The sequence below is a fragment of the Herminiimonas glaciei genome, from assembly GCF_042664955.1.
Classification (GTDB): Bacteria; Pseudomonadota; Gammaproteobacteria; order Burkholderiales; family Burkholderiaceae_D; genus Oxalicibacterium; species Oxalicibacterium glaciei.
Genome location: NZ_JBHTBU010000001.1, coordinates 1,780,295 through 1,805,449, shown reverse-complemented (window position 1 = coordinate 1,805,449; position 25,155 = coordinate 1,780,295). Strand labels below are relative to the sequence as shown.

Below are 25,155 nucleotides of genomic sequence, written 5' to 3'. Positions count from 1 at the left end.
CCAAATAAGCGATTGGCGGCATAGTGCGGCACTACTGTGACGCCAGTGTTACAAAAACGTTCAGACTAGCCGATACGCTCGTAAGTGATGTACGCGTAATCGTAGCCATTCGCATCCGAATGATGCTGTTCGCGTGCCGTTTCCTGCCAGGTTTTCGGATCTATGGCAGGGAAAAAAGCGTCGCAATCGAAGGACTTGTCTATCTTGGTCACGATCAGGCGATCCACCTGCGCCACGGTATCGGCATAGATTTGTGCGCCACCGATGATGAAGGCCTGATTGTCGCCCACCAGTGCCTTGGCGGCGTCCAGCGAGGTGACGGCTTCCACGCCTGCGTGTTGCCACCCTGCATTACGAGTAATAACAATATTGCGGCGATTCGGCAGCGGACGGCCGATCGAGTCGAAAGTCTTGCGACCCATGATGATCGGATGGCCCGAGGTGGTACGCTTGAAGTGCGCGAGGTCTTCCGGCAAATGCCAGGGCAGGGTGTTATTGATACCGATACCGTTATTGGAATCGGTGGCGACGACGATGGTCAGGTGTGCGGACATGTCTTTGATCTTGTGTGATTAAACCGCCATAGGCGCGGTCAGCGGCGCATGGTGTTGGTAGCCTTCCAGGCTGAAATCGCCCGGTTCCAGTTTTTCCAGCCATTCCGGCTCGTATTTGCCGGTCACTGCGTAATCCGGGATGCGATCCGACAGCACCAGTTTCGGTGCCGGATGCGGTTCGCGCGTCATTTGTTCGTTCAGCATATCCAGATGGTTTTCATAAATATGTGCATCGCCGATGAAGTAGGTGAACCACTTCGGCGTGTAACCGGTCAGGCGGCCGACCACATGCAGCAGTGCGGCGGCTTCGGCCAGGTTGAACGGGGTGCCGAGGCCGATATCGTTGCTGCGGATGTAGAGGCAGAGCGAAATCTCTTTGGTCGTGGCGTTCGGGATGAATTGGTACAGCAAGTGGCAGGCCGGCAATGCAATTGCATCGAGGTCGGCGCAGTTCCAGCCGTGGAACAGGATGCGGCGGCTGCCCGGGTTCTTGATGATGGTATCCAGGCAATCGCGCAACTGGTCTATCGCCTTGTACAGCAAGACCTTATCCTTGCCTTCATCGTTGACAGCCGACACCACGCGGAAACCGCGTTTTTGCGCATCGGCTATTTGTGCCTGCTGGTCCGCGTCGAGCAGCTTGTAGGCCGGCCACTGGCGCCATTGCACGCCATATACCGGGCCCAGGTCGTCCGGGCCGGTTCGGTAAGGATTGTTCAGCCACTCGGTGTTTTCATTGGCATTCTGATCCCACACCTTGCAACCCAGTTCGCGGAACTCTGCAGCGCTGCGTGTCGCGCGCAGGAAACCGATCAATTCGCCTATGACCGACTTGAAGGCGAGCCGTTTGGTGGTAATCGCAGGGAAGCCGTCTTTTTGCAGATCGAAGCGCAACATGGCACCGGGGATGCTGATGGTGCGGATGCCGGTCCGATTTTCCTGCCAGGTGCCGGTATCAAGTACTGTGCGCACCAGGTCAAGATACTGTTTCATGCGTAGTCCGTTTTTTTTAGTTTAGTTGTCAGAAATATAGGTATTCCGATATTTCCCGATAATTCGCTATTTTAACGGGTTACGGCGATGGGCAAGCAGATCGGCTTCAGTGCTGGCCAAATTGCAGGGCGGCGAGGCTGGCGTACAGGCCGCCGGCCGCGACCAGCGATGCATGGGTACCGGTTTCGACGATCTTGCCATGTTCCATCACGATGATGCGGTCGGCGCGTTGCACCGTCGCCAGCCGGTGGGCAATCACCAGTGTGGTCCGACCGACCATCGCCGCTTCCAGCGCGCCTTGCACCAGGCGCTCGGATTCGGCATCCAGTGCGCTGGTGGCTTCATCCAGCAACAGCAGCGGTGGATTTTTCAGCAAAGCACGTGCAATCGCAATGCGCTGGCGCTGGCCACCGGACAGGCGCACGCCGCGTTCGCCGAGGAAGGAAAGATAGCCTTCCGGCAGGCGCTCTATGAATTCATGCGCGGCCGCCAGGCGTGCTGCGGCTATCACTTCCTCATCGCTCGCTTCAGGTCGGCCATAGCGGATGTTTTCCATCGCGTTGGCGGAAAAGATCACGGTGTCTTGTGGCACGATGCCTATGGTATTGCGTAGCGCATGCAAGTCGAGTTCGCGGATATCGATGCCGTCCAGTTCGATCACACCTTCTTGCGGATCGTAAAAGCGCAGCAGCAACTGGAATAAGGAAGTCTTGCCGGCACCGGACGGGCCGACGATGGCGACGGTTTCTCCCGCCTGGATAGAAACCGACAGATTTGACAGGGCCGGTGTCAACGGGCGTGACGGATAGTGGAAGGTCACCAGGTCCAGCGTCAGCGCTGCGCCATTTGCGCGGCGTGGTGGCAGGCTGCGTGGCGTTGCAGGTGACGAGATAGGTGATTGCACCGATAGCAATTCGAGCAAACGTTCAGTGGCACCGGCGGCGCGTTGCGCATCACCCAGTACTTCAGACAAGGCACCGATGGCGCCGGCGACGATTGCCGAATACAAAATAAACTGGCCGAGCTGGCCGCCACTCATGCTGCCGTCTATCACCGCATGGGCACCCAGCCACAGCACAAAGACAATCGCGCCGAATACCAGCAGGATCGCAATCATGGTCAGCAGCGAGCGTGCGCGTATGCGGCGCATTGCGGTTTTGAATGCGTTTTCCACGGTCTGGCCGAAGCGCTTGGCTTCTATCTTTTCATGCGTATAGGCTTGCACGGTCGGCATCGCATTCAGGATTTCACCGGCGAGCGCGGAAGCATCCGCCACGCGGTCTTGCGAATCACGCGACAAGGTCCGTACACGACGACCGAACCAGACTATCGGCAATACGACGAAGGCCAGCGTGACCAGGATGATGGATGAGAGCTTGATGCTGGTGAAGAACAGCATCACCAGTCCACCCGCGAACAGCAAGGCATTGCGCAGCGCCATCGAAATACTGGTGCCGATCAGGGTCTGGATCAGCGTGGTGTCGGTCGTGATGCGTGACAGCACTTCACCGCTTTGCGTGGTTTCAAAGAATTGCGGGCTTTGCGTGACAACGTGTGAATACACTGCATTGCGGACATCGGCAGTCACGCGCTCACCGAGCCAGGACACCATATAGAAGCGCGCCGCAGTGGCAATCGCCAGTACGCAGGCGACGCCAAACAGTGCGATGAAATAGGTATTGATGCTGGACGTGTCGTGCATGCCATTCGCACCGAAACCGAGGTCTATCATTTGACGGAAGGCGTAGGGAATGGCGAGTGTGGCGGCAGCGGCGACGATCAGCGCAATGCCGGCCAGCACAAACTGCTTCTTGTAGGGCAGCAAAAATTTCAGCAAGCCGCGCAGTGTCGCGATACTGCCTTTTTGTAATTCCCGGGAGGTCTGGATGGTCATGGATGCCGTATTTTGATGTGCTGATAAAAGTTGATGCCAACAGCTGGCTGCTTGTCACCGGGATTTAACGCTAATTTAATATACTGCTGCGCAACTGGCATGCCGGGCTAGCTTAACACCAGTCCGGGCCGGCTATTTTTCCTGCAACTTTTGTAAAAAATACCGAAAACGCTTTGTTCTCAGGCAATATGGGGACGAGCCGGTGGAGGGCAAGCGCTATCTTTGCCCGGTAAATGAACTGTCACGCCGAAATAGGGTCATTCAGATTCACGCATCACGGGGGAGCAGATTGCTGCAATTCATCCAGTGTAACGAACAGAATGACCAGAGTGTCCGTGACGAACTGCTCGCGGGCTTGAGCGCAGCACAGGCTTTTACATCACCCAAGTATCTGTACGATGCGCTGGGTTCCAAATTATTCGAGGCGATCTGCGAGTTGCCGGAGTATTACCCGACCCGCACCGAGGCCCTCATCTTCAAAACACATGGCAGGGCGATTGCGCAGGCAATAGGCAGCGGCAGTACGCTGATCGACCTCGGTGCCGGCAATTGCGCAAAGGCGGCGCGCCTGTTTCCCGGCTTGCAGCCGGTGCAATATGTGCCGGTCGATATTTCCGTCAGCTTCCTGCGCGAGTCGCTGCAGCGTTTGCAGCAGCAATTCCCTTCCATCGTCATGACCGGTATCGGCATGGATTTTTCCAGCGAGCTATTGTTACCGGATAGCGTGCGGGATAAAAAGCGCCTGTTCTTTTATCCCGGTTCTTCCATCGGTAATTTCACACCGGAAGAGTCGCTGGCGTTCCTGCAGCGCATACGTGCCGCCTGCGATGAAGACGGTGGCCTGTTGATAGGTGTTGACCTGGTCAAGGATAAAGCCATCCTCGATGCGGCTTACGATGATGCGCTGGGCGTTACCGCGGCCTTCAACCTGAACCTGTTGCGGCACCTGAATCATTTGGTGGGTACCGACTTTGATGTGCAGGGCTGGCGCCATCGCGGATTTTTCAATGACAAGGCCAGCCGGATTGAAATGCACCTGGAAGCGGCATCAGGGCAAATCGTGCGCTGGCCGCAAGGCGAACGGCGCTTTGAACGCGGTGAGCGCATACATACTGAAAACAGTTACAAGTACACGCAGCGCAGCTTTACGGATTTGCTGGAGCAGGCGGGTTTCCGCAAGTTATCGTTCTGGACCGATCCGCAGCAGTGGTTCATGGTGTGTCATGCGCATGTAAACTGATGGTAAGCGGATTGCAGTAGACTGCTGCAATAGCTTCAATGAAGCGGCATCCCGTAATTTTTTAAGACGGATTGCAATGAACGTACAGACAGAAACCATCCATCTGCTGGCACCGCAGCAAGAGCTTGTGCCTTACCTCTCAGTGCGTGGCCGTTCTCTCGCGCTCGCCGCACCGCTATCGGAAGAAGATTGCGCGGCGCAATCGATGCCGGATGCGAGTCCGATTAAATGGCATCTGGCACATACCACCTGGTTTTTCGAAACCTTCATCCTCGAACGTTTCGAAAGCAACTTCCAGCCGCATCATCCGGCCTTTCGCGTCCTTTTCAATTCCTATTACAACGGGGTCGGTGACAAGCATGCGCGTGCACAGCGCGGTTTATTGACGCGTCCTCCTTTCGATGAAGTGCTGGCTTACCGTCGCGATGTGGATGCACGTGTAATAGCCTTGTTGTCACAACCATTGCCGCCACAGTTGTTGACGGAAATCAGGGGTTTGCTGGAACTCGGCTTGCAGCACGAACAGCAACATCAGGAATTGATGATGACGGATGTCTTGCATCTGTTTTCACGCAATCCGCTCAAGCCGGCCTATGCCGATATCCTGTACTCACTGGCGGAAGCACCGCCTGCGTTGGAATGGATTCCATTTGCCAGTGGCGTGGTGCAAGTCGGATATGAAGGCACAGGCTTTTGCTTTGATAATGAATTGCCGCGTCACCGACAATTTGTCGAAGCGTATGAGTTGGCATCACGACTGGTGACGAATCGCGAATACCTGGCCTTCGTCGAAGCGGGTGGCTATGAAAATCCGGCCTTATGGTTGTCCGAAGGCTGGGACTGGGTGCAGGCACAGCAAATCCAGCATCCGCTGTATTGGCAGCATGACAGGGGTTGGCATACCTTTTCGCTGCAAGGCATGCGGCCGCTGGATTTGAATGCGGCGTTGACCCATATTTCCTATTTTGAAGCGGATGCTTATGCGCGCTGGAGTGGTGCGCGCCTGCCGACCGAAGCGGAGTGGGAACATGCGGCGCAAACGACGGCAGAGTTGAGCCAGTTATTCGGTACTTGCTGGCAGTGGACCAGCAGCAGTTATGCCGCTTATCCCGGCTATGAAGCGGCGGCCGGGGCACTCGGTGAGTACAACGGCAAATTCATGGCGAACCAATATGTATTGCGCGGTTCATCCTGCGTCACACCCGACGGACATGCGCGCATCAGCTACCGCAATTTCTTTCCGTCATCTGCCCGCTGGCAATTCACCGGCATCCGCCTCGCACGCCAGGCATAGAGCAGCAAATGCCTAGCGGAACTCGAGGCGGTTGTAATCGAGTATGCCTGCTTCCAATGCCTGTTCAGTGAAGTAGCGTTTGTGCAGGGTATCGCTGAAAGTCCAGAAATCCTGATTGTCACGTCGTACCGCCCAGCGTTTGCTGAAGGCGGCATAGTCATTTTCCGAGCGTAATCCCTGCAGCGCGGAAACCATGGCCGGCAATTCCGCTGCGCTGACACGATAGAAGGCATTCGGATAACTGAAATTAATGCCCGGCGTAAGGGTCAGGGTATCTTCGGCCGGGACCAGTTCCTTGCGTTCGCCCAGCAGATGCGAGACGCTGGCATGTGCGGTATTGCGCATCAGGCTGTATGACCTGGCTTTGCCATCCGGCGTTTCGACCACCAGTAGCGCGGTTTCCGGCAGCCATTGCAAGGCGATACCTTTGCTTGCCGCCAGCGATTTCAGTGGCGCTTGCAGCGCGGCAGGTGTCTGTTTCGTCCAATCCAGCGTGGTGGAAATGACCGGCGCCAGTCGCTTCCTCATCAACTCGAGTAATTCCTTTTTCGGATTATCGCTCACATAGCGTATGCCGCTATCGACATCCAGCGTGCTGGCTGGCCCGCCATATACTTGCTCACGTACTGACTGGCTGTCACCGCGATACCAGTCGTCGCGTGTCGTGATGCGCTGCGCCTTGGGCAGCAGCATCAGGAAGGTGGATTCGCCTTCAGCGCGCAAGTAATCCATATACAAGCGCGATGCGAGCTGGTGGCCGACATTGCCGTACACATCGTAGTTGGCGACCAGCAGGTAGTGGATGCGTTCCAGCAAAGGGTAGCCTATGACCCAGGCGGTTTTTGGCGTGTCGCCGACAAAGCCTTTAACCACGCTCGCATTGTCGAAATGACGGAATACGGTTAATGCCGCGTTATCGTTGTTGCCGTCACCGTCCCAAATCAGATTGAGGCTGACGTCAGCCGGTTTCTTGATGGACTTGGCCAATAAGGCGGAACGTGCTTTAAGGTATTCGTTTTCCAGTTTGCCGTAGGCCAGCCATGGTGCCAGCAAGCCGGTAGTGCGGCTACCGGTGGGCAGGCGGGCCAATTCCGCGCTTTGTTGCAACAGCGCGTCGACATCCTTGTCATAGCTGTCGGAAGGAGCGAGGAAGGTAACCCAGAATTGGTCCTGGATCACATTCAAGGCGACCTGGCCGCGACATACCGGACCTTTGATGAATCCCATGATCGTGAACTCGGCTTCATCCAGCATGAAGCGATAGCGTGCACCGACCGGCAATTGCGCGAAGGTGGCGAATGGATTGGCTGCGGTTTCTTCGCTGTAGCCCGGCAGCTTGTCGACCTGGTAAGGTACTTCAAAAAACAGGCTGCGCCAGCGTGCCATGCGTTTCGCATCAAGGCGATACGGCATATGCGTTTTTGCGACTATGGTTTCGCGTTCTTCCGTCAGGCGATAGTAGACGCGGCTGATTTTCGGGTCGTCGACCGGACGCGCTGTGGAAATGATTTTGATCGGCTGTCCGGGCGGTGTCGCCGAACGTACCAGTTTGAAGTAGTGGCGTTGCTTGTCCTCGCCGAAATACAAATGCGCGAGGAACAGGTGCTCGTAGGCATAACGTGCGAACAGCTGTTCTTTCAGCGAGTCGCCGTTCAGGAAGTTTTCCCACAACTTGACCCTGGTGATGACAGATGTCGGCAAGGCCGGCTGGCCTTCGTATGGTGCACCCTGTTCCAGCCACGCTGTCATCTTGCGATGTTCTTCCGCTGACAGGCCGGGCAGGCCGAAGGGCATACCTGCCAGCGGTTGTTTGCGTTCGTAAGCAGCCATTTCAAAATCGGCCGGGCACATATTGACGCGATCTGCGGAGATATCGAGGGTGTTGTTTTTGCTTTCTTCGGACGGCCACGGATGCTGCTGCTTCAAGACCAGCATGCGATGGATCAGGCCGACCGCGCGATTCGCTTCCGGCGTCGACATGTGTTCGTTCAGTACCGGGAAGAAAGCACGCTGGCGCCACTCTGAAGGTTTTTGTGCGTCGATATACAGGCGCGAGGGATCAGCTGCCAGCAGGCGCGACGCATCATAAACCGTGGTTTTATTCGCGCCGCGTGCCAGGCCATCCCAGCTGGTAGTCTTGAGCTGGCAGGGCGCGTCATAGCAGGCGTGGCACACCACGCAGCGTTGATTCAATATAGGCTGGATAGTTTGCAGGTAGGACAGGTCGGCCGACGGTGCCATGGGTACATCAAAGCGCGTCGGGTCCGCCGGGCCATACAGGCTATCCAGTTGCGAGCTGAGCAGCGTACCGCAGGCGGCTATCAGTATGACGACGGGTAAGAGCAGAAGTCGGCGCATGCGACATACCCTGGAAATGGAAGGTGTATGTGACCTTGCCGCATTTTGCCTGGGGTGTCAATTTACGGGCGTAAAAAAGCCGCTGACGGGCAGCGGCTTTTTATGACAGGGCAGAGGCTTAGCCGGCCAGTGCGATGTCGCGGTTGACGGCGCTCAATACGGCACGGAAGGATGCGGTGACGATGTTGCCGTCGATACCGACACCGAAGCGGGTCACACCGTTGTTGACGCGCAGTTCCACGTAGCTGGCTGCATTCGCGCTGGCACCGGCACCGATCGCGTGTTCATGGAAATCCATCAGCTTGATATTCAGGCCGAGCGCATTGATGAAGGCATCGATAGGACCGTTGCCGCTACCTTGCATGGAGACTGGTTTGCCATCTTTTTCCAGTTCAACCTTGATTTGCACTTCGCCGTCTTTCGAGTCGTCGATGTGGTGGTTGCGGTAGTGGTAAGGCGTGACCGCATTCAGGTATTCGCTGTTGAAGATGGTGTGGATATCGTTGGCTGCAACTTCGCCACCGGTTTCATCGGTGATGCGTTGCACGGCACGGCTGAATTCGATTTGCAGCCGACGTGGCAAGACCAGGCCGTATTCCTGTTCCAGCAAGTAAGTCATGCCGCCTTTACCGGACTGGCTGTTGACGCGGATCACGGCGTCGTAGCTGCGACCGAGGTCGGCCGGGTCGACCGGCATATACGGTACTTCCCAGATTTCATCCGGTTTTTGTTTGGCGAAGCCTTTCTTGATCGCGTCCTGATGCGAACCGGAGAAGGCGGTATAGACCAGGTCGCCGACATAGGGATGACGCGGATGCACCGGGATCTGGTTGCATTCTTCCACGCATTGGCGGATTTCATCGATGTCGGAAAAGTCGAGGCCGGGATGGATGCCTTGCGAGTAAAGATTCAGGGCGAGTGTCACGAGGTCGACGTTACCGGTGCGTTCGCCATTACCGAACAAACAGCCTTCGATACGGTCGGCACCGGCCATCACCGCCAATTCCGCAGCCGCAACGGCGCAACCGCGGTCGTTGTGCGGATGCACGCTAAGGATGATGGAGTCACGGCGGGCCAGGTTGCGATGCATCCATTCGACCTGGTCGGCATAGACGTTCGGCGTGCTGGCTTCTACCGTGCCCGGCAGGTTGATGATCATCTTGCGTTCCGGCGTCGGTTGCCATGCTTCGGAGACGGCGTCGCAGACTTCCTTCGCGAAGTCGAGTTCGGTCATGCTGAAGGTTTCCGGCGAATACTGGAATACCCATTCGGTTTCCGGATGCGCATCGGTCAATTCGCGGATCAGCTTGGTACCTGCCACCGCAAGTGCCTTCACTTCCTCTTTCGACATATTGAAGACGATGCGACGGAATGCAGGTGCAGTCGCGTTATACATATGCACGATGGCGCGACGTGAACCGATGACGGAATCGACGGTACGGCGGATCAGGTCTTCGCGCGCCTGCGTCAATACTTCAATCGTCACATCGTCGGGGATACGTTTTTCATCGATCAGCTTGCGGACGAAATCGAAATCGGTTTGCGAAGCGGAAGGGAAGGCGACTTCAATTTCCTTGAGGCCGATTTTCAGCAGCATGTCAAAGAAGCGCAGCTTCTTTTCATGGTTCATCGGTTCGATCAAAGCCTGGTTGCCATCGCGCAAATCGGTACTCATCCAGATCGGCGGGGTGCTGATGACGCGGTTCGGCCAGGTACGGTCCTTGAGTTGCACGGGCGGGAAGGCGCGGTATTTCGCAGCCGGGTTAGTCAACATCATGATAAATCCTTAAATTCGTTCAATCGGGGAAAGCGTCAGGGGTGGCGATAGGGCTACCTGACTGCCACGTGCGCTAGGTCAGGTAACCGATCGGTAGCAATAGCAAAGCCAATGAACGAGCGAAGCTCATCCCGGCGAACAAATCGCCATTGATGCGCACTGCTGAAATCGGCTTGATAGGCATGATGGTTACGAATAACTCGGTTGTACTGCACTTACATTTACTGTGACGGGTATGACTGCTGTGTTGCGGGCAACACGGGGGTACGCTACTAAGCTAGTAGTAGCGATAGCAGCGTCGATAGCGAGATGCCAGCGATGTGCTTGGATGCGGAAGGAATGTGGTGTGCAGAAAACATAGAGCTAACTTTAGGTGAAGCAGGGCCGGGCTGTCAAGTCCGGTGTGGCTGGCGTTGTGGATTTGATAATGCGCCTATGTCGCACCAGGCATGGCTTTGCCGGGGCTTTTGCCTGTAGGAAATGCCGTTTTCAGGTGCTGACTTCGATTTTGGCAGCACCTGCCGACATTTCGCCTATCACGGCGGCGTGGGCGAAGCCTTCTTGCCGGAACAGCGCCAGCACTTCATCGACGGACGCCGGATCGCAGGCCACCAGCAGGCCGCCCGAGGTTTGCGGATCGCTCAGTAATGCCTTTTGTACCGCGCTGACACCTGTTGCCAATGTCACATCGTGGCCATAGGCATCCCAGTTACGCCCGGAGGCACCGGTGACGCAGCCTTGTTCGGCCAGCTGCAGCACGTTTGGCAGCATCGGGATGGCCGGCATTTGCAATCTCGCCGTCAGTTTTGCACCGCGTGCCAGCTCCAGCAAATGACCGAGCAGGCCGAAACCGGTGACGTCCGTCAAGGCATGCACGCCATCCAGCTTCGATAAGGCCATGCCGGGTTTGTTCAGCTTGGTGGTGTTGGCAATCATTGCCGCGTAGCCGTCGTCGTTGAGCACATTTTTCTTGAGGGCGGCGGACAGGATGCCGACGCCCAGCGGCTTGCCGAGGATCAGCTTGTCGCCGGCCCTGGCGTCGGCATTACGTTTGACCTTCGATGGATGCACGAGGCCGAGTACGACCAGGCCGTAGATCGGTTCCACCGAATCTATCGTGTGGCCGCCGGCAATCGGTATGCCGGCTTCAGCGCAGATCGATTCACCGCCCTTGATGATCTGGCCTATGGTTTCCAGCGGTAGCTGGTTGATCGGCATGCCGACCAGTGCCAGTGCCATGATGGGCGTGCCGCCCATCGCATAGACATCGGAGATGGCATTGGTGGCGGCGATGCGGCCAAAATCGAACGGGTCGTCGACGATGGGCATGAAGAAATCAGTGGTTGCAATCAGTGCCTGCTCATCATTGAGCTTGTAGACGGCTGCATCATCCGAAGTTTCGATGCCGACCATCAGTTCCTTGGGCACCGGGAAGCCACTGGAGTTTTTCAGGATATCGGCCAGTACGCCGGGCGCAATCTTGCAGCCGCAACCGCCGCCGTGTGAAAACGATGTGAGTTTGATTGCTGCATTCATACATGCCTCTTTATAGGTTGGATTGCAGTGTTACTCGTGGGCTGCAGATGAGGGCAAGCCGTGGCATCATGTGAAATCCCAACAGATGTTGATCCATCCGATGATTTCATCTTTCCGCAATGCCACATCCGAAGAGCTGAGCAACGCGTTGCAGGATGCACGTGATTATACGCTGCAGCTTTTTGAATGTTTTTCTGCGGAAGGACTGGATGTGCCGGGCAAGGTTCCGGTGTCATCGAATGTCTCGCCACCCTTGTGGCTGCTCGGGCATATCGCCTGGTTTGCCGAGTGGTATATCTTGCGCGAAGCCGAGTCCAGCGCGCCGACAGCTGCCAAACGTACCTCCTTGCTGACCAAGGGTGATGACTGGTTCGATCCGAATACACTGCCGCATCGTGGACGCTGGACTTTGGATTTGCCGCGTACCGGCGCGCTTAAAACCTATTGCCATGAAGTGCTGGATCGCGCACTGGATAAACTCACACGCGTCCCCGACGACGAAGCCGCCTTGTATCCGTATCGGCTGGCTTTGGCCTATGAAGATATGTGCGGTGAAGTCATGCTCAACCACATGCAGGCCTTGCGCGTGATGCCGATGACGCGACTCGCATCGCCGGCGATCCCGAACTGGTCGCAGGGCGAGATACGCTTCCCCGGCGGCACCATACAAATGGGCTCTGAAAAAGCGGATGAGTTTGTCTTCGACAATGAAAAATATGCGCACCCGATGTATGTGCCTTCGTTCACGATGGATTCCACGCTGGTATCGAATGCGCAGTTTGCCGAGTTCGTCGCCGATGGCGGCTACGACAAGGCCGACTACTGGAGCAAGTCCGGGCGGGCGTGGCTGATGAGGCAGGAACGTTCAGCGCCGAACAGCTGGCAGCGCGATGGCCAGCGCTGGTGTGCGGAACGTTTCGGGCATCTGTTGATATTGGCGGCGCATGAGCCGGTACGGCATATCAATCTGTATGAGGCGCAGGCGTATTGCATGTGGGCACAGCGACGTTTGCCGACGGAGGCGGAATGGGAATATGCAGCTTTGGCCGCGCACCCGGCCATGCGTTGGGGTGACCTGTGGGAATGGACGGCATCGCCGTTTGAGCCTTATCCCGGCTTTAGCGCCGATGCGTATCGCGAGTACTCGCAACCGTATTTCATGACGCACCAGACACTGCGGGGCGCATCATTTGCGACGCGCCAGCGCATGCGTTCAACGAAATTCCGTAACTTCCATTTGCCCGAACGCAGCGACTTACTGGCCGGCTTCCGCACCTGCGCTTTGTAAGTTGGTTACGGAGCCGGTTTCCTGTAGTGGCTTAGCAGTGACCTTTTTTAGCCTGGCCCGGTGGGCAGTGATAGCCGTGGTCATTGCGATGGTGTTTATCCTTGTAGTGCTTGTCTTTGTAATGGTGGCGGTCATGCCTGCTGGGCTGCCATCTTTCATGCTGCAACTGCCAGCGACCATGATCCTGGCGCCATTCCGGGCGATGGTAAACATAGCCGGGACGGGCACGTACCCAATGGCCTTGCGCCCACACATGTTGATATCCGTTCCAGTTCCAGTAACCCGGCGCCCAGACATAACCATTGCGTGGCGGCGGTACGCGTTCATAGCGTAGCGGTGGCGGCGCAGTGCCGATATTCACATTGACGCTGACTTGTGCGGATGCCTGTAAGGGCAGGACTACGCTGCTGGTGATAGCGACGGCAGCCAGGGCGAGGAGGATTCGTTTCATGATTCTTGTATGAAAAGTGGTGATGGCTTCAATATAGCTTTTGCCGTAATTATTTCAGCAAAGTATTCATCTGCTTACAATTGTTACGGGTTTGATTTCGGGTATTAATGGTTGCTTGAGTGATTGATGCTGTTCTCTCTTCGATCAGACTTGGTTTGCCGGGGGCGGCCCGGCAGCCGCTCACTTTCTTTGTCTCGCCAAAGAAAGTAAGCAAAGAAAGGCGACCGCAAAGCCGCAGCCCCTACGGGGTTCCCGTCTGTGCAAGACAAAAAATGGGAAGGGGACGAAACTCGCTTCGCTCAGACAACATCCCCTTCTTTTTCCATTTTCTGTCCCGCACAAACGGCAGCGTCAAAGCGGATAACAACCACAGCCTCTTTGATTCACCTGACCGACCTGAATTTATCAAGGCTGTTGCCGTTGCTTTTGACTTGTCCGCATCTGGCGTTGCCAAGGCAAGCGATTGTCAGACGGGGTCAACGGCGCAAACATGTCTGAGCGTAGCGAGTTGGTTTGCGACGCCGGCTGGCGATTGCTTGACTTGGGGACCCGCGTAGCGGGCAACGACTCCTGCGGTCGCCTTCTTTTGCTTACTTTTCTTGGCGAAGCAAGAAAAGTGAGTAGCCGCCGGGCTACCCCCGGCAAACCAAGTTTGATCGAAGAAAATTCAGTATCAATAAAATGATTGACTGAGTTAGACCAACAATAAAAAAGGCCGGGTCTTGTGGACCCGGCCTTTTCAGTTTGAAGTCAGCAAGACTTCAGTGATATTAACGCTCGCCGAAAGGACGACGGGTTGCACCTGCATCGCCGGTACGTGGACCTTTGTTGAAGCTGCTGCCGTCTTTACGCGGTGCATTTGGTTTGCTGAAGGTACGTTGACCTGGCTTGGCCGTGTTGCCACGGTTGTCGCCTGGTTTCCAGCCACCTGGTTTGTGGTTCGAACGCGGTGCCGAAGCGCTGCGCTTTGGTTCGAAGCCTTCGATGACTTCGACCGGGATCAATTGCTTGATGAAACGTTCGATACGTTTGACGTTCATGCTTTCTGCATGATTCACCAGCGAAACCGCGATACCGTTACGACCGGCACGACCGGTACGACCGATACGGTGCACGTAGTCTTCAGGGAATTTAGGCAAATCGTAGTTGACGACGTGGGTGATGCCCGGAACGTCGATACCACGTGCAGCAACGTCAGTTGCTACCAATACGCGGATTTGGCCACGACGCAAGCCGTCCAGGGTACGGTTACGTGCGCCTTGGTGCATGTCGCCATGCAGGGCGGCAGCCGCGAAACCGGCGATGTTCAGACGGTCAGCGATGGTGTCCGCATCACGTTTGGTGGCGGTGAAGACAACAGCCTGATCCATGGTTTCGTCACGCAGCAGGTGATCCAGCATGCGATTTTTGTGCGACAGGTCGTCGACGAAGTGTACGCATTGCTTGATGTTTTCATGCTTGGTAGCGGAACCGGCGATCTGGATGATCAATGCATCCTTGGTGATGCGCTTGGCCATATTGCCGACCATGCCGTCCAGCGTTGCCGAGAACAACATGGTTTGACGACCTTCAGGTGTCGCTGCCACGATTTTTTCGATGTCGTCGATAAAGCCCATGTCCAGCATGCGATCCGCTTCATCCAATACCAGGATTTGCAGTTGCGAGAAATCGATCTTGCCGGATTCCATGTGGTCGATCAGACGGCCTGGGGTTGCCACCAGAATCTCTGGATTCTTGGCCAGCAATTGCATTTGTTTCGGGTAAGGCATACCACCGAGGATGGATACAGCCTTGACGCGTTTCATGAACGCGCCGTATTTGTCGGTCGAAGTAGTAACTTGCAGTGCGAGTTCGCGGGTTGGGGTCAACACCAGCATTTTCGGTTGTGCAGGTTTGAAACGAGGGCGATCGCCACGTGAACGTGCCGATTGCGCTTCTTGATTAGGGGTTTTGCCAGTTTGCGGCTGGTCGCCTTCGGAGGCGAATTTATGCAGGGCAGGCAGCATGAATGCCGCTGTCTTGCCGGAACCTGTTTGCGACGAAACCATCATGTCGCGGCCTTCAATTGCTGCAGGGATCGCCTGAGCTTGCACACCAGTTGGGGCTGTGTAGCCGGATTCGGTCAGTGCTTTGATGATGGACGCGTGGAGGCCTAGTGATTCAAAAGTCATTATTTTTCTTTCGTATATATCAGCGCGACAGCGCGCATCATGGATTGTGTCCACGATGAATGTCTGCGAGTGCGCAAAAAATGCAACGCCAACCAACGAAACAGCTAAGAAAGCTCTGAGAGATTTCGGCACAAAAGCTTTGCGCCGGGACGGTGTATAGAATTCAACACCTGAAGGCGGGAGGGCTTTATCGTTAATGCGAACGGTTCGCGATGCTGCAAAGTGCGATGTCTGTAACAAAGCACAGCGCGCATTATAGTACAGAATGCCCCTGCTGTCGAGTCATGTACTGGAATGGGCAGATATGCACCAGAAGTGCACACATACTCGCACTTGTGCGTCTGCCAATAAAAAACGCGGCAAAAAACTCTGCCGCGTCTTTGATTTACTACTGTCTGCTACGGGCCGGTGCCGGATTTACTCGAGGCCGCCCATGCCGCCGACCACGTGCGAGAAGCCGCCGTCAACGTATGTAATTTCACCGGTGATACCACCCGACAGGTCGGACAACAAGAAGGCTGCGGTATTGCCGACATCTTCAATCGTGACATTGCGACGCAATGGCGCATGTGTTTTGACGAAGTTGAGGATTTTGCTGAAGTCCTTGATGCCGCTGGCTGCCAGCGTCTTGATCGGGCCAGCCGAGATACCGTTGACGCGTACGCCTTTTGGTCCCAGCGATTCAGCCATATAGCGCACGCTGGCTTCCAGCGATGCCTTGGCCAGGCCCATGGTGTTGTAGTTCGGCAGTGCGCGCATCGAACCGAGGTAGGTCAGGGTCAGCAGCGCCGCGTTTGGACGCAACATAGGCAAGGCTGCTTTCGCCATCGCCGGGAAGCTGTAGGCCGAGATATCGTGGGCGATCTTGAAGCCTTCACGCGAGATACCGTCGAGGAAATCGCCGGCAATGGCTTCGCGTGGTGCAAAGCCGATTGCGTGGACCAGGCCGTCGAGGTGGTCCCAGGATTTGCCGAGGTCGGCAAACAGGGCGGTGATTTGTTCATCGCTGCCGACGTCGCAATCGAATACCAGCGAGCTGTCGAATTCCTTGGCGAATTCGGTGATGCGATCCTTGAAGCGTTCGCCTACATAGGTAAATGCGAGTTCAGCGCCTTCGCGCTTGCAAGCGGCGGCAATGCCGTATGCGATGGAGCGGTTCGATAATAAACCGGTGATGAGGATTTTTTTGCCTTGCAAGAATGCCATGAACGACTCCAGTGGATTTTCGACAGTGCTCGAATAAGTGCGGAATGGGCAAGATTGTAGGGGCTAGCAGGCGCAACGGCAACTTTTGTCTTGATTCTCCGGTTTTTAACAGTTTGGCCGGGACGCGCTAACAGCTGTGCCAGTGGCGGTCTGTTTCTGTAGAATAGCCAGAACGTCAATATATGCCACGGGCAGGTCCGGCATGGCGATCAGACCAATGACAGGCGCATGGCTAAATTACTTCCTTCTTTCCTGCTGATCAGTTTTCTTTCCTTCCAGAGTGCCGCTGCCTTTGCCGCGCATGCATTTTCCCTTTACGACACACCCAAGTATCCGCCCGGTTTTACGCATTTCGATTTCGTGAATCCGGATGCGCCCAAGGGAGGTGAGTTATTCCTCGCCAATCCGGACCGTCGCACCAGTTTCGATAAATTCAATCCTTTCTCGATGAAAGGCGTATCGGCGGCAGGGCTGACCAACCTGATGTTTGAAAGCCTGGCCACCAGTTCCAGTGGTAGTGAAGCCATTACCGATGAAGTGGCAACCATGTACGGTTTGCTGGCCGAGGACATGGAATTGTCGGCGGATCGTATGTCCATGACTTTTCGCCTCAATGCCAAGGCGCGCTTCAATAACGGCGATCCGGTGCTGGCGGCCGACGTTAAATATTCCTTCGATACGCTGGTCGCTAAAAGCGCACCGCAAATCAAATCCCTGCTTGCGAATGTGAAGCAATGCGTAGTGTTGAACGAACGCACGGTCCGTTTTGACTTCAAGACGTTGAATCGCGAAATGCCATTGATAGTCGGCAGCGTACCGGTGTTTTCACGCAAATGGGCGGCCGGCACCGATTTCGACAAGATACAACTGACACCGCCGATCACCACCGGCCCTTACCTGATTGACCGCTTCGATACCGGACGCTCGATCAGCTACAAGCTGAATCCGGATTACTGGGGCAGGGACATTCCTGCGCGCAAAGGCATGTACAACTTCGGGCGCATCAATTACCGCTTCTATAAGGATGATGTGGCGCGCCTGGAAGCTTTCAAGGCCGGTGAGTTCGACCTGGTGGTCGAGAACAGCGCAAAGAACTGGGCACGTAGTTACAAGGGCCCCAAGTTCAATAACGGCACCATCATCAAGCGCGAGCTCGCGCATTCGAACGGCGCCGGCATGCAGGGCTTCCTGATGAATCTGCGCCGTCCGCAATTCCAGGATGTGCGCGTGCGGCAGGCGCTGGGCCTGGCACTCGACTATGAGTGGATGAACCGTCAGTTATTCTTTGGTTCCTATAAGCGGATTTACTCCTTCTTCAATAACAGCCCGATGGCCGCCACCGGTTTGCCGTCGGCGGAAGAGCTGGTATTGCTGGAACCGCTGCGCAAAAAACTGGACCCTGCCGTATTCGGGCCGGCCCCTATCCCGCCGGATACCAATCCGCCCGGTTCCCTGCGTACCAATTTACTGCAAGCCGTCGAATTGTTCCGCCAGGCCGGTTGGGAGTATCGCGATGGCGCCTTGCGCAATGCAAAAGGTGAAGTGTTTGCATTTGAAATCATGGATGACCAGTCGGCGATGTCGCGTGTGATCAGCGTTTATGTGCGCAATCTGCAAAAGCTCGGGATCCAGGTGACGCAGCGTACGGCCGACTATGCCTTGCTGCAAAAGCGCATGGAAGACTTTGATTACGATATGACCAGTATCCGCTTCCCGGATGTCAGCACACCAGGCAATGAAATGTTCGATATGTTCGGTTCCAAGGCCGCCGATGAAAAAGGTTCGAGCAACTTCTGGGGTTTGAAAGATCCTGCGGTTGATCGTCTGGTCGAAGCACTGGTTGCGGCGGATAGCCGCACGGAATTGCAGGGTGCGGCGCGCGCACTGGATCGCGTGCTGCTCAATAAATATATAGTCATTCCGCACTGGTATTCATCCAGCCACAGGATCGCGTACTGGCAGCGCTTCGGCATGCCTGGCAGACTACCGCTGTACTACCAGCCTGATCCATATGTGATTGGGACCTGGTGGCAGGAAAAAGCAAAATGAGGATGCCGCGATGAACCTGTGGTCTTACATAATCAAGCGCGTATTGCTGATGTTGCCCACCTTGCTGGGCGTGATCGCCATTACCTTTGCAGTGATCCAGTTTGTCCCCGGCGGGCCGGTTGAACAGGCACTGGTCGAATTGAAGGGGCAGTTTGGTGCCGGCGGTGAAGCCGGTGGTGGCGGAGGGTCACAATATCGCGGACGGCAGGGCATAGATGCTGAGCGTGTGGCTGAAATCAAGGCGCTGTACGGTTTCGACAAACCGCCGGTAGAACGCTTCTGGCAAATGCTGAAGGGCTTTGCCACCTTCGACCTCGGGCAAAGCTTTTATCACCACAAGGATGTGTGGGATCTGGTGGTCTCCAAATTGCCGGTATCGATCACGATAGGGATGTGGACTTTTTTCCTGACCTACTTCATCTCGCTGCCGCTGGGCATCGCCAAGGCAGTACGCGAAGGTAGCCGCTTTGACTCACTCACGACGATGGTGGTACTGGTCGGATATTCGATCCCGGGCTTTATCCTCGGGGTATTCCTGCTGGTGATGTTTGGTGGTGGCAGTTTTGTGCAATGGTTTCCTTTGCGCGGCCTGACCTCGGATAACTGGGAGCAGTTGTCGCTGATCGGCAAAGTGCTCGATTACCTGTGGCACATCGCCTTGCCGGTGACTGCATCGGTAGCCGGCTCCTTCGCAGTGATGACGATGCTGACCAAGAACACCTTCCTCGAAGAAATCCGTAAACAGTATGTGCTGACTGCGCGTGCCAAAGGACTGAGCGAAAGCAAGGTCTTGTACAAACATGTCTTCCGCAATGCGCTGATTCCTTTGGTGACGGGTTTCCCGGCTGCTTTCATCGGTGCCTTCTTCACCGGCAGCTTGCTGATCGAAACCCTGTTCTCACTCGACGGCCTCGGTTTGCTGTCGTATGAATCGGTGATACGACGCGATTATCCGGTGGTGATGGGTACGCTGTATCTGTTCACATTGATAGGGCTGGTGGTCAAGTTGCTGGGTGACTTGTGTTACGTCTGGGCTGATCCGCGCCTGCAGTTTGAAAGCCTGAATTCATGAACGAACTTGCTACTGCAGCGCCGGTTTCGCCGGGACGCCGGGTCTGGCTGCGTTTTAAAAAGAATCGCCGTGGCTACTGGAGCCTGATCGTTTTCAGCATCCTGGTGGTCATCAGTTTGCTGGCCGAAGTACTGTCGAATGACAAGCCTTTGGTCGCGAAGTACAACGGCGAACTGGTATTCCCTATCCTGAAGACCTATTCGGAAAAGAAATTCGGCGGTGATTTTGAATCTCCTGCCGATTACCTCGATCCCTTTATCCGTGAGCAGTTCGAGAAGGATGGTAACTGGGCCATCTATCCATTGAACCGCTACCACTACGACACGCTGAACTACTTTGCTTCATCGCCAAATCCGGCACCGCCTTCTGCCGAGAACTGGCTGGGCACCGATGATAGGGGACGTGATGTGGTGGCGCGCTTGTTATACGGTTTCCGCGTTTCTGTGCTGTTTGGCCTGGCGCTGACTTTCACCGGCGTGTTGCTGGGTTTGATTACAGGTGCTATCCAGGGCTACTTCGCAGGCAAGACGGATTTGTTTTTCCAGCGCTTCATGGAAATCTGGGGCGCGATGCCGGAGCTGTACCTGCTGATTATCTTTGCATCCATCTTCCAGCCCAGCATAGGGTTGCTGCTGGTCTTGCTGTCGCTGTTTGGCTGGATGAGTTTGTCCGATTATGTGCGTGCCGACTTCCTGCGCAATCGCAACCTGGAATATGTACAAGCCGCGCGTGCGCTCGGTTTGTCGAATGGGCAAATCATCTGGCGTCACGTCCTGCCCAACAGCCTGACACCGGTTGTAACTTTTTTACCGTTTCGCATGAGCGGTGCGATCCTGGCGTTGACCAGCCTGGACTTCCTCGGACTGGGAGTACCGCCGTCAACCGCCAGCCTGGGTGAGTTGCTGGCGCAGGGTAAAAACAATCTGGATGCATGGTGGATCGCCTTGTCCACCTTCGTGGTGCTGACCATGATGTTGCTCTTGCTGACGAGTATAGGCGATGCCTTGCGCAACTCGCTGGATGTGCGGAGGAAGGCATGAGCCTGCTCGATGTACAAAACCTGCAGGTGTCCTTCGATACCAGCAAGATCGTCAACGATGTCAGCTTCAGCATTGCTGCCGGTGAAAAGTTTGCGCTGGTCGGCGAGTCCGGTTCCGGCAAGACGGTGACAGCGTTGTCCCTGCTGCGCCTGAACCAGGATGCGACATACGGCGGCAAGATATTGTTTGAAGGCCAGGACATCCTGCAAAAGACGGAAGCGGCGATGCGCTCGGTGCGCGGCAATGACATCGCGATGATTTTCCAGGAGCCGATGACGGCACTCAATCCCTTGTTCACGATAGGTAACCAGATCGCCGAAGTGCTGATGCTGCATGAAGGCATCAGCGCGAAAGCCGCCGCCTTGCGCACGGTAGAGTTGCTGGACAAGACTGGTATTCCTGAGCCGCAACGACGGGCCTTGTCTTATCCGCATGAATTGTCAGGCGGACAGCGCCAGCGCGCGATGATAGCGATGGCGCTGGCGTGCAAGCCCAAGCTGCTGATTGCCGATGAACCGACCACGGCACTTGATGTGACGATACAGGTGCAAATCGTCGAGTTGCTGAATCAGTTGCAGCGCGAAGAGAATATGGCCGTGCTGATGATTACGCATGACCTGAACCTGGTGCGTCATTTTGCGGATCGCGTCGGCGTGATGGAAAAAGGGCGCCTGCTGGAAGTGGCGACGACCGAACAATTATTTGCCGCGCCGCGTGAAGCCTATACGAAGAAACTGCTGGCCAGCCAGCCGCATCAATTGGTCAATGTCGTCAGTGAAGCGGCGGCACCGTTGCTGAAAGCGGAGCAAATAAGCTGTACCTTTGATATCAAAAAAGGCTGGTTCAAGAAACTTCCTTTCGTCGCTGTCGATCAGGTCGACGTGCAGGTCAGGCCGGGCGAGACGCTGGGCATAGTCGGCGAGTCCGGCTCCGGTAAATCGACGCTGGGCCTGGCATTGCTGCGTCTGTCGAGTGCGCATGTAAAGGGTGAGATCAGTTTCGAAGGGCAGTCGATCACTAATAAGAGCCGCGATGCCCTGCGTCCTTTGCGTGCGCGCATGCAGATCGTGTTCCAGGATCCGTTTGCTTCACTGTCGCCACGCCGTACGGTAGAGCAGATCGTCGGTGAAGGCCTGGCCTTGCATCAGCCGCAGCTCGGGCCGCATGGCATACGCAAGGCGGTGGCAGACGGTTTGCAGGAAGTGGGTTTGTCGGCGGACATGATGACGCGTTATCCGCATGAATTCTCCGGCGGCCAGCGCCAGCGGATTGCGATTGCGCGGGCACTGGTCTTGAAACCGGATTTGATTTTGCTGGATGAGCCGACTTCGTCGCTGGACGTATCGGTGCAACACCAGGTGCTATTGCTGCTGGCCGACCTGCAGAAAAAATACGGGATGGCTTATATCTTCATCAGCCACGACCTGGCCGTCATACGCGCGATGGCGCACCGCGTGATGGTGATGAAGGATGGCAAGGTGGTGGAGCAGGGCCTGACGCAAACGGTATTGTCCAAACCAACTGAAGCATATACGCAGCGCCTGTTGGCTGCTTCAGTTTACGCACGCCCTGATGGAGTGGCGGTGTAAGCGTCGATGACGACGCTTACTTGAACTTGCTTACTTCAGATTAATTTTGCCGCTGGCGGATGCAACGCTGATTTTGGCTGGTGCCTTGTTGCCAGACTTGGACGCGACTGTGGTTTTTGCCTTGTTGCTCTTGGCCGGCGCACGGCTCGCCTGCTTGGTGGATTTCGCTACAGCCTTGGTGGTGGTCGCTTTGGATTTGTTGTTGCTTGCGACTGCTGCTTTGTATGGTACGTGCAGTTCCAGTTTCTGACCGCTCGCCAGTTTGTCATGGCTCAGGTTATTCCAGGACTTGATTTGCGCGATGCTGACTTTATAGCGGCTTGCCAGCGTATTGATGGTGTCTTTCTTCTTGACGACCACATTGATGCGTTTGGTATCCGGTACATCCGGCGTCATCGCCAGCGTCGCATTGTCGGCGACTTCCTGGGTAATGTCTTTCTGTGCGCTTTCGTCGGTGCGTGGCACCAGTACCGTCGAACCGGCCTTCAACAACATCTTCGGCGGGATATTGTTCACTTCGCGTATGACTTGCGGCGTGGTGTGGAATTTCGCGGCGATGGTTTCTATGCGTTCACGCGCATTCGTTACCTTGTGTGCCGTCCATGACGACAGCGCATGGCTCCATTTCGCCAGGTTGGCCTTGAATTTCTCGGCATTGCTTTGCGGTAGCAGGATTTGCGTGTTGCTGCTGCCGGTAATGACAGGGCGATTGAATTGCGGATTCAAGGCCTTGAATTCATCCATCGGCAATTCTGCCAGTTGCGCCGCCAGCTTGACGTCGATGTCACGGGTCTTGGCGATGCTGACGAAGTAAGGCTGATTATCGACCTTCAGCAGCGTGATGCCATAAGCATCCGGCGAAGCGATGATGTTTTTGACCGCCTGCAGCTTCGGTACATAGTTGCGGGTTTCTGCCGGCATGTAGGCGGACAGGCTGTTGAAGTCGGTGCCTACGCCTGCTGCTTCTGCTTTCTTGATGGCACGCTGGACCGAGCCTTCACCCCAGTTATACGCAGCCAGTGCCAATTGCCAGTCGCCGAACATGCCATATAGTTTTTGCAGGTAAGTCAGGGCGGCATCGGTCGAGGCCAGTACACTGCGGCGCTCATCCTTGAACATATTCTGTTTCAGGTTGAAGTCGCGGCCGGTGGAAGGAATGAATTGCCACATGCCGGCTGCCTTGGCAGTGGAATAGGCTTGCGGGTTGAACGCGGATTCGATGAAAGGCAGCAAGGCCAGTTCGGTCGGCATCCCGCGTTTTTCCAGTTCTTCAACCACGTGGTACAGATACAGCGAGGCGCGTTTGGTAGTGCGGCCGATATAGTCGGGGCGCGAGCTGTACCAGATGGTCTGGTTGATGACCAACTGGTTGTCAGTCAGGTCCGGGATCGCGAAACCTTTGCGTATGCGGGCCCAGACATCGGCATCGCTGGTGACGACGAATTCGCTTAAAGGATCATTGGCGAGGCTGGGATTGTCTTGCAGGGCTGCGTCTTGTACCCAGTTGTAGGGCGGTAGCGAGAGATCGCTGGCGTGGGAGAGGCCGGCGAAGCTTAGCAGGACGGCGGCAGAAATGGTTTTGTATGGCACTTTAAAATCGGATGTAGGCATGGGATCTCGCAAAAATGACCGACCCATGAGCAGCCGGTTGAAAAGGATAATGGCCGAGTGTAAGTAATGCGCATTTTGCTAGTCAAGACAATTTACACAACAGCTAGTGTTTATCGCCTGTTTTTGCACTAAAGGTAGATGCAAAAAAGACAATATTTTCAACAGGAAATCGGCGCTCTTTGGGTGGATATTGCCCGTGCGCAAAACTTCAGGCGACGGGCGGGCAGGGTTTTATATCAGAGGCGGGAGGCAATCCCGGCTCAAAAGTTGTTCTTCCACTCACGCAGTGCGGCAAAAACAGTGACCGGGTCGGCGTTCTTGGCACGGCCCTCGGCGACCATCTGTCTGGCGATGGCAGGTTCACGGGCACGCAGGAAAGGATTGGTCGATTTTTCCAGGCCGATATTCGACGGTACGGTAGGAATATTCTGTTTACGCTTCGCCTGCTCCGCCTCAAAGCGGCTTGCCAGCGCGGTATTCGCCGGTTCTGCCGCCAGTGCAAAGCGCAGGTTGGAGATCGTGTACTCATGCGCACAATAGACTTTTGTGTCATCCGGCAGTGCCGCCAGCTTATCCAGCGAAGCCAGCATCTGCGTCGGTGTGCCTTCGAACAGGCGGCCGCAACCGCCGGCAAACAAAGTATCGCCGCAGAACAGCCAGCCTTGTTCTTTGGCGACGTAGGCAATGTGGCCCAGCGTATGGCCGGGCACATGCAGCACCGATAATTTCAGGCCGAGCTCGGGAATCGTGACAACATCGCCTTCATCCAGCGGTTGCGTGACATTCGCGATAGGATCTTTGCGCGGTGCAAATACCGGCACCTTGAAATGTTGCAGCAAAGTAGATACACCGCCGACATGGTCACTATGGTGATGAGTCAGTAGAATAGCGACCAGGGAAAGTTTATGCGCTTCCAGCGCGGCAAGTATCGGTTTGGCATCGCCCGGATCAACCACGGCGGCATGAACGCCATCGTGGATAATCCACAGGTAATTGTCGTTAAAAGCAGGAACAGTCAGTACACTCAACATA

Annotated in this window: 18 protein-coding genes; 7 read left to right on the top strand and 11 right to left on the bottom strand. The window is 55.7% G+C overall.

From position 1 onward, the window contains the following. Positions 1 to 65 precede the first annotated feature (65 nt). The 3 genes from ACFQPC_RS08115 to ACFQPC_RS08105 all read right to left on the bottom strand — a co-directional run bounded on the left by ACFQPC_RS08115 (position 66) and on the right by ACFQPC_RS08105 (position 3,441). Positions 66 to 554, bottom strand: a complete 489-nt coding sequence (locus ACFQPC_RS08115; protein ID WP_382271383.1) for a dihydrofolate reductase — start codon at positions 552 to 554, stop codon at positions 66 to 68. Between the two features lie 18 nt (positions 555 to 572). Further along, the gene (locus ACFQPC_RS08110; protein WP_382271382.1) at positions 573 to 1,547 is read right to left on the bottom strand and encodes a thymidylate synthase; all 975 of its coding nucleotides are present in this window, start codon (positions 1,545 to 1,547) and stop codon (positions 573 to 575) included. A 106-nt stretch (positions 1,548 to 1,653) separates the two neighbouring features. After that, on the bottom strand, positions 1,654 to 3,441 hold the full coding sequence (locus ACFQPC_RS08105) for an ABC transporter transmembrane domain-containing protein (RefSeq protein WP_382271381.1): 1,788 nt from the start codon (positions 3,439 to 3,441) through the stop codon (positions 1,654 to 1,656). A gap of 289 nt (positions 3,442 to 3,730) precedes the next feature. Here ACFQPC_RS08105 and egtD point away from each other — a divergent pair, with 289 nt between their 5' ends. Both egtD and egtB read left to right on the top strand, forming a co-directional pair. After that, the gene (gene egtD / locus ACFQPC_RS08100) at positions 3,731 to 4,681 is read left to right on the top strand and encodes an L-histidine N(alpha)-methyltransferase (protein WP_382271380.1); all 951 of its coding nucleotides are present in this window, start codon (positions 3,731 to 3,733) and stop codon (positions 4,679 to 4,681) included. A 76-nt stretch (positions 4,682 to 4,757) separates the two neighbouring features. Continuing rightward, positions 4,758 to 5,975 (top strand): ergothioneine biosynthesis protein EgtB, encoded by a 1,218-nt coding sequence (gene egtB, locus ACFQPC_RS08095; protein WP_382271379.1) that lies wholly within the window; start codon positions 4,758 to 4,760, stop codon positions 5,973 to 5,975. Positions 5,976 to 5,987: 12 nt separating this feature from the next. On the opposite strand, the gene ACFQPC_RS08090 is transcribed toward egtB, so the two are convergent. The 3 genes from ACFQPC_RS08090 to selD all read right to left on the bottom strand — a co-directional run bounded on the left by ACFQPC_RS08090 (position 5,988) and on the right by selD (position 11,646). Next, positions 5,988 to 8,333, bottom strand: coding sequence for a fatty acid cis/trans isomerase (locus ACFQPC_RS08090; RefSeq protein WP_382271378.1), 2,346 nt, complete (start codon positions 8,331 to 8,333; stop codon positions 5,988 to 5,990). A gap of 118 nt (positions 8,334 to 8,451) precedes the next feature. After that, the gene (gene leuA / locus ACFQPC_RS08085) at positions 8,452 to 10,110 is read right to left on the bottom strand and encodes a 2-isopropylmalate synthase (RefSeq protein WP_382271377.1); all 1,659 of its coding nucleotides are present in this window, start codon (positions 10,108 to 10,110) and stop codon (positions 8,452 to 8,454) included. A gap of 489 nt (positions 10,111 to 10,599) precedes the next feature. Then, on the bottom strand, positions 10,600 to 11,646 hold the full coding sequence (gene selD / locus ACFQPC_RS08080; RefSeq protein ID WP_382271376.1) for a selenide, water dikinase SelD: 1,047 nt from the start codon (positions 11,644 to 11,646) through the stop codon (positions 10,600 to 10,602). 100 nt (positions 11,647 to 11,746) lie between these two features. On the opposite strand from selD, the gene senA reads away from it, so the two are divergent. After that, a complete protein-coding gene (gene senA, locus ACFQPC_RS08075) occupies positions 11,747 to 12,934 on the top strand; it encodes a selenoneine synthase SenA (protein WP_382271887.1) in 1,188 nt (395 codons plus the stop codon). 31 nt (positions 12,935 to 12,965) lie between these two features. Here the strand turns inward: senA and ACFQPC_RS08070 are convergent, their stop codons facing one another. From ACFQPC_RS08070 to fabI, 3 genes are all read right to left on the bottom strand, one after another. Next, entirely contained in the window at positions 12,966 to 13,385 is a 420-nt protein-coding gene (locus ACFQPC_RS08070) for a YXWGXW repeat-containing protein (RefSeq protein ID WP_382271375.1), read from the bottom strand. A gap of 770 nt (positions 13,386 to 14,155) precedes the next feature. Next, positions 14,156 to 15,556 (bottom strand): DEAD/DEAH box helicase, encoded by a 1,401-nt coding sequence (locus ACFQPC_RS08065; protein ID WP_012079059.1) that lies wholly within the window; start codon positions 15,554 to 15,556, stop codon positions 14,156 to 14,158. Positions 15,557 to 15,973: 417 nt separating this feature from the next. Continuing rightward, positions 15,974 to 16,762: an enoyl-ACP reductase FabI gene (gene fabI / locus ACFQPC_RS08060; protein WP_012079060.1), complete on the bottom strand. Its 789-nt coding sequence runs from the start codon at positions 16,760 to 16,762 to the stop codon at positions 15,974 to 15,976. Between the two features lie 228 nt (positions 16,763 to 16,990). Here fabI and ACFQPC_RS08055 point away from each other — a divergent pair, with 228 nt between their 5' ends. The 4 genes from ACFQPC_RS08055 to ACFQPC_RS08040 are packed head-to-tail and all read left to right on the top strand — an operon-like array spanning position 16,991 to position 22,512. Further along, a complete protein-coding gene (locus tag ACFQPC_RS08055; protein ID WP_382271374.1) occupies positions 16,991 to 18,811 on the top strand; it encodes an extracellular solute-binding protein in 1,821 nt (606 codons plus the stop codon). Between the two features lie 10 nt (positions 18,812 to 18,821). Beyond that, positions 18,822 to 19,883 carry a microcin C ABC transporter permease YejB gene (locus ACFQPC_RS08050; protein ID WP_382271373.1) on the top strand — a complete coding sequence of 354 codons (1,062 nt, stop codon included), beginning with the start codon at positions 18,822 to 18,824 and terminating at the stop codon, positions 19,881 to 19,883. Then, positions 19,880 to 20,923: an ABC transporter permease gene (locus tag ACFQPC_RS08045; RefSeq protein WP_382271372.1), complete on the top strand. Its 1,044-nt coding sequence runs from the start codon at positions 19,880 to 19,882 to the stop codon at positions 20,921 to 20,923. Before ACFQPC_RS08050 ends, ACFQPC_RS08045 begins: the two co-directional genes overlap by 4 nt. Then, the gene (locus ACFQPC_RS08040; protein WP_382271371.1) at positions 20,920 to 22,512 is read left to right on the top strand and encodes an ABC transporter ATP-binding protein; all 1,593 of its coding nucleotides are present in this window, start codon (positions 20,920 to 20,922) and stop codon (positions 22,510 to 22,512) included. Before ACFQPC_RS08045 ends, ACFQPC_RS08040 begins: the two co-directional genes overlap by 4 nt. 30 nt (positions 22,513 to 22,542) lie before the next feature. Here ACFQPC_RS08040 and ACFQPC_RS08035 read toward each other — a convergent pair whose 3' ends face one another. Both ACFQPC_RS08035 and gloB read right to left on the bottom strand, forming a co-directional pair. Then, positions 22,543 to 24,123 (bottom strand): transglycosylase SLT domain-containing protein, encoded by a 1,581-nt coding sequence (locus tag ACFQPC_RS08035; RefSeq protein ID WP_382271370.1) that lies wholly within the window; start codon positions 24,121 to 24,123, stop codon positions 22,543 to 22,545. 260 nt (positions 24,124 to 24,383) lie between these two features. Then, positions 24,384 to 25,154 (bottom strand): hydroxyacylglutathione hydrolase, encoded by a 771-nt coding sequence (gloB, locus tag ACFQPC_RS08030; RefSeq protein WP_382271886.1) that lies wholly within the window; start codon positions 25,152 to 25,154, stop codon positions 24,384 to 24,386. Position 25,155 lies beyond the last annotated feature (1 nt).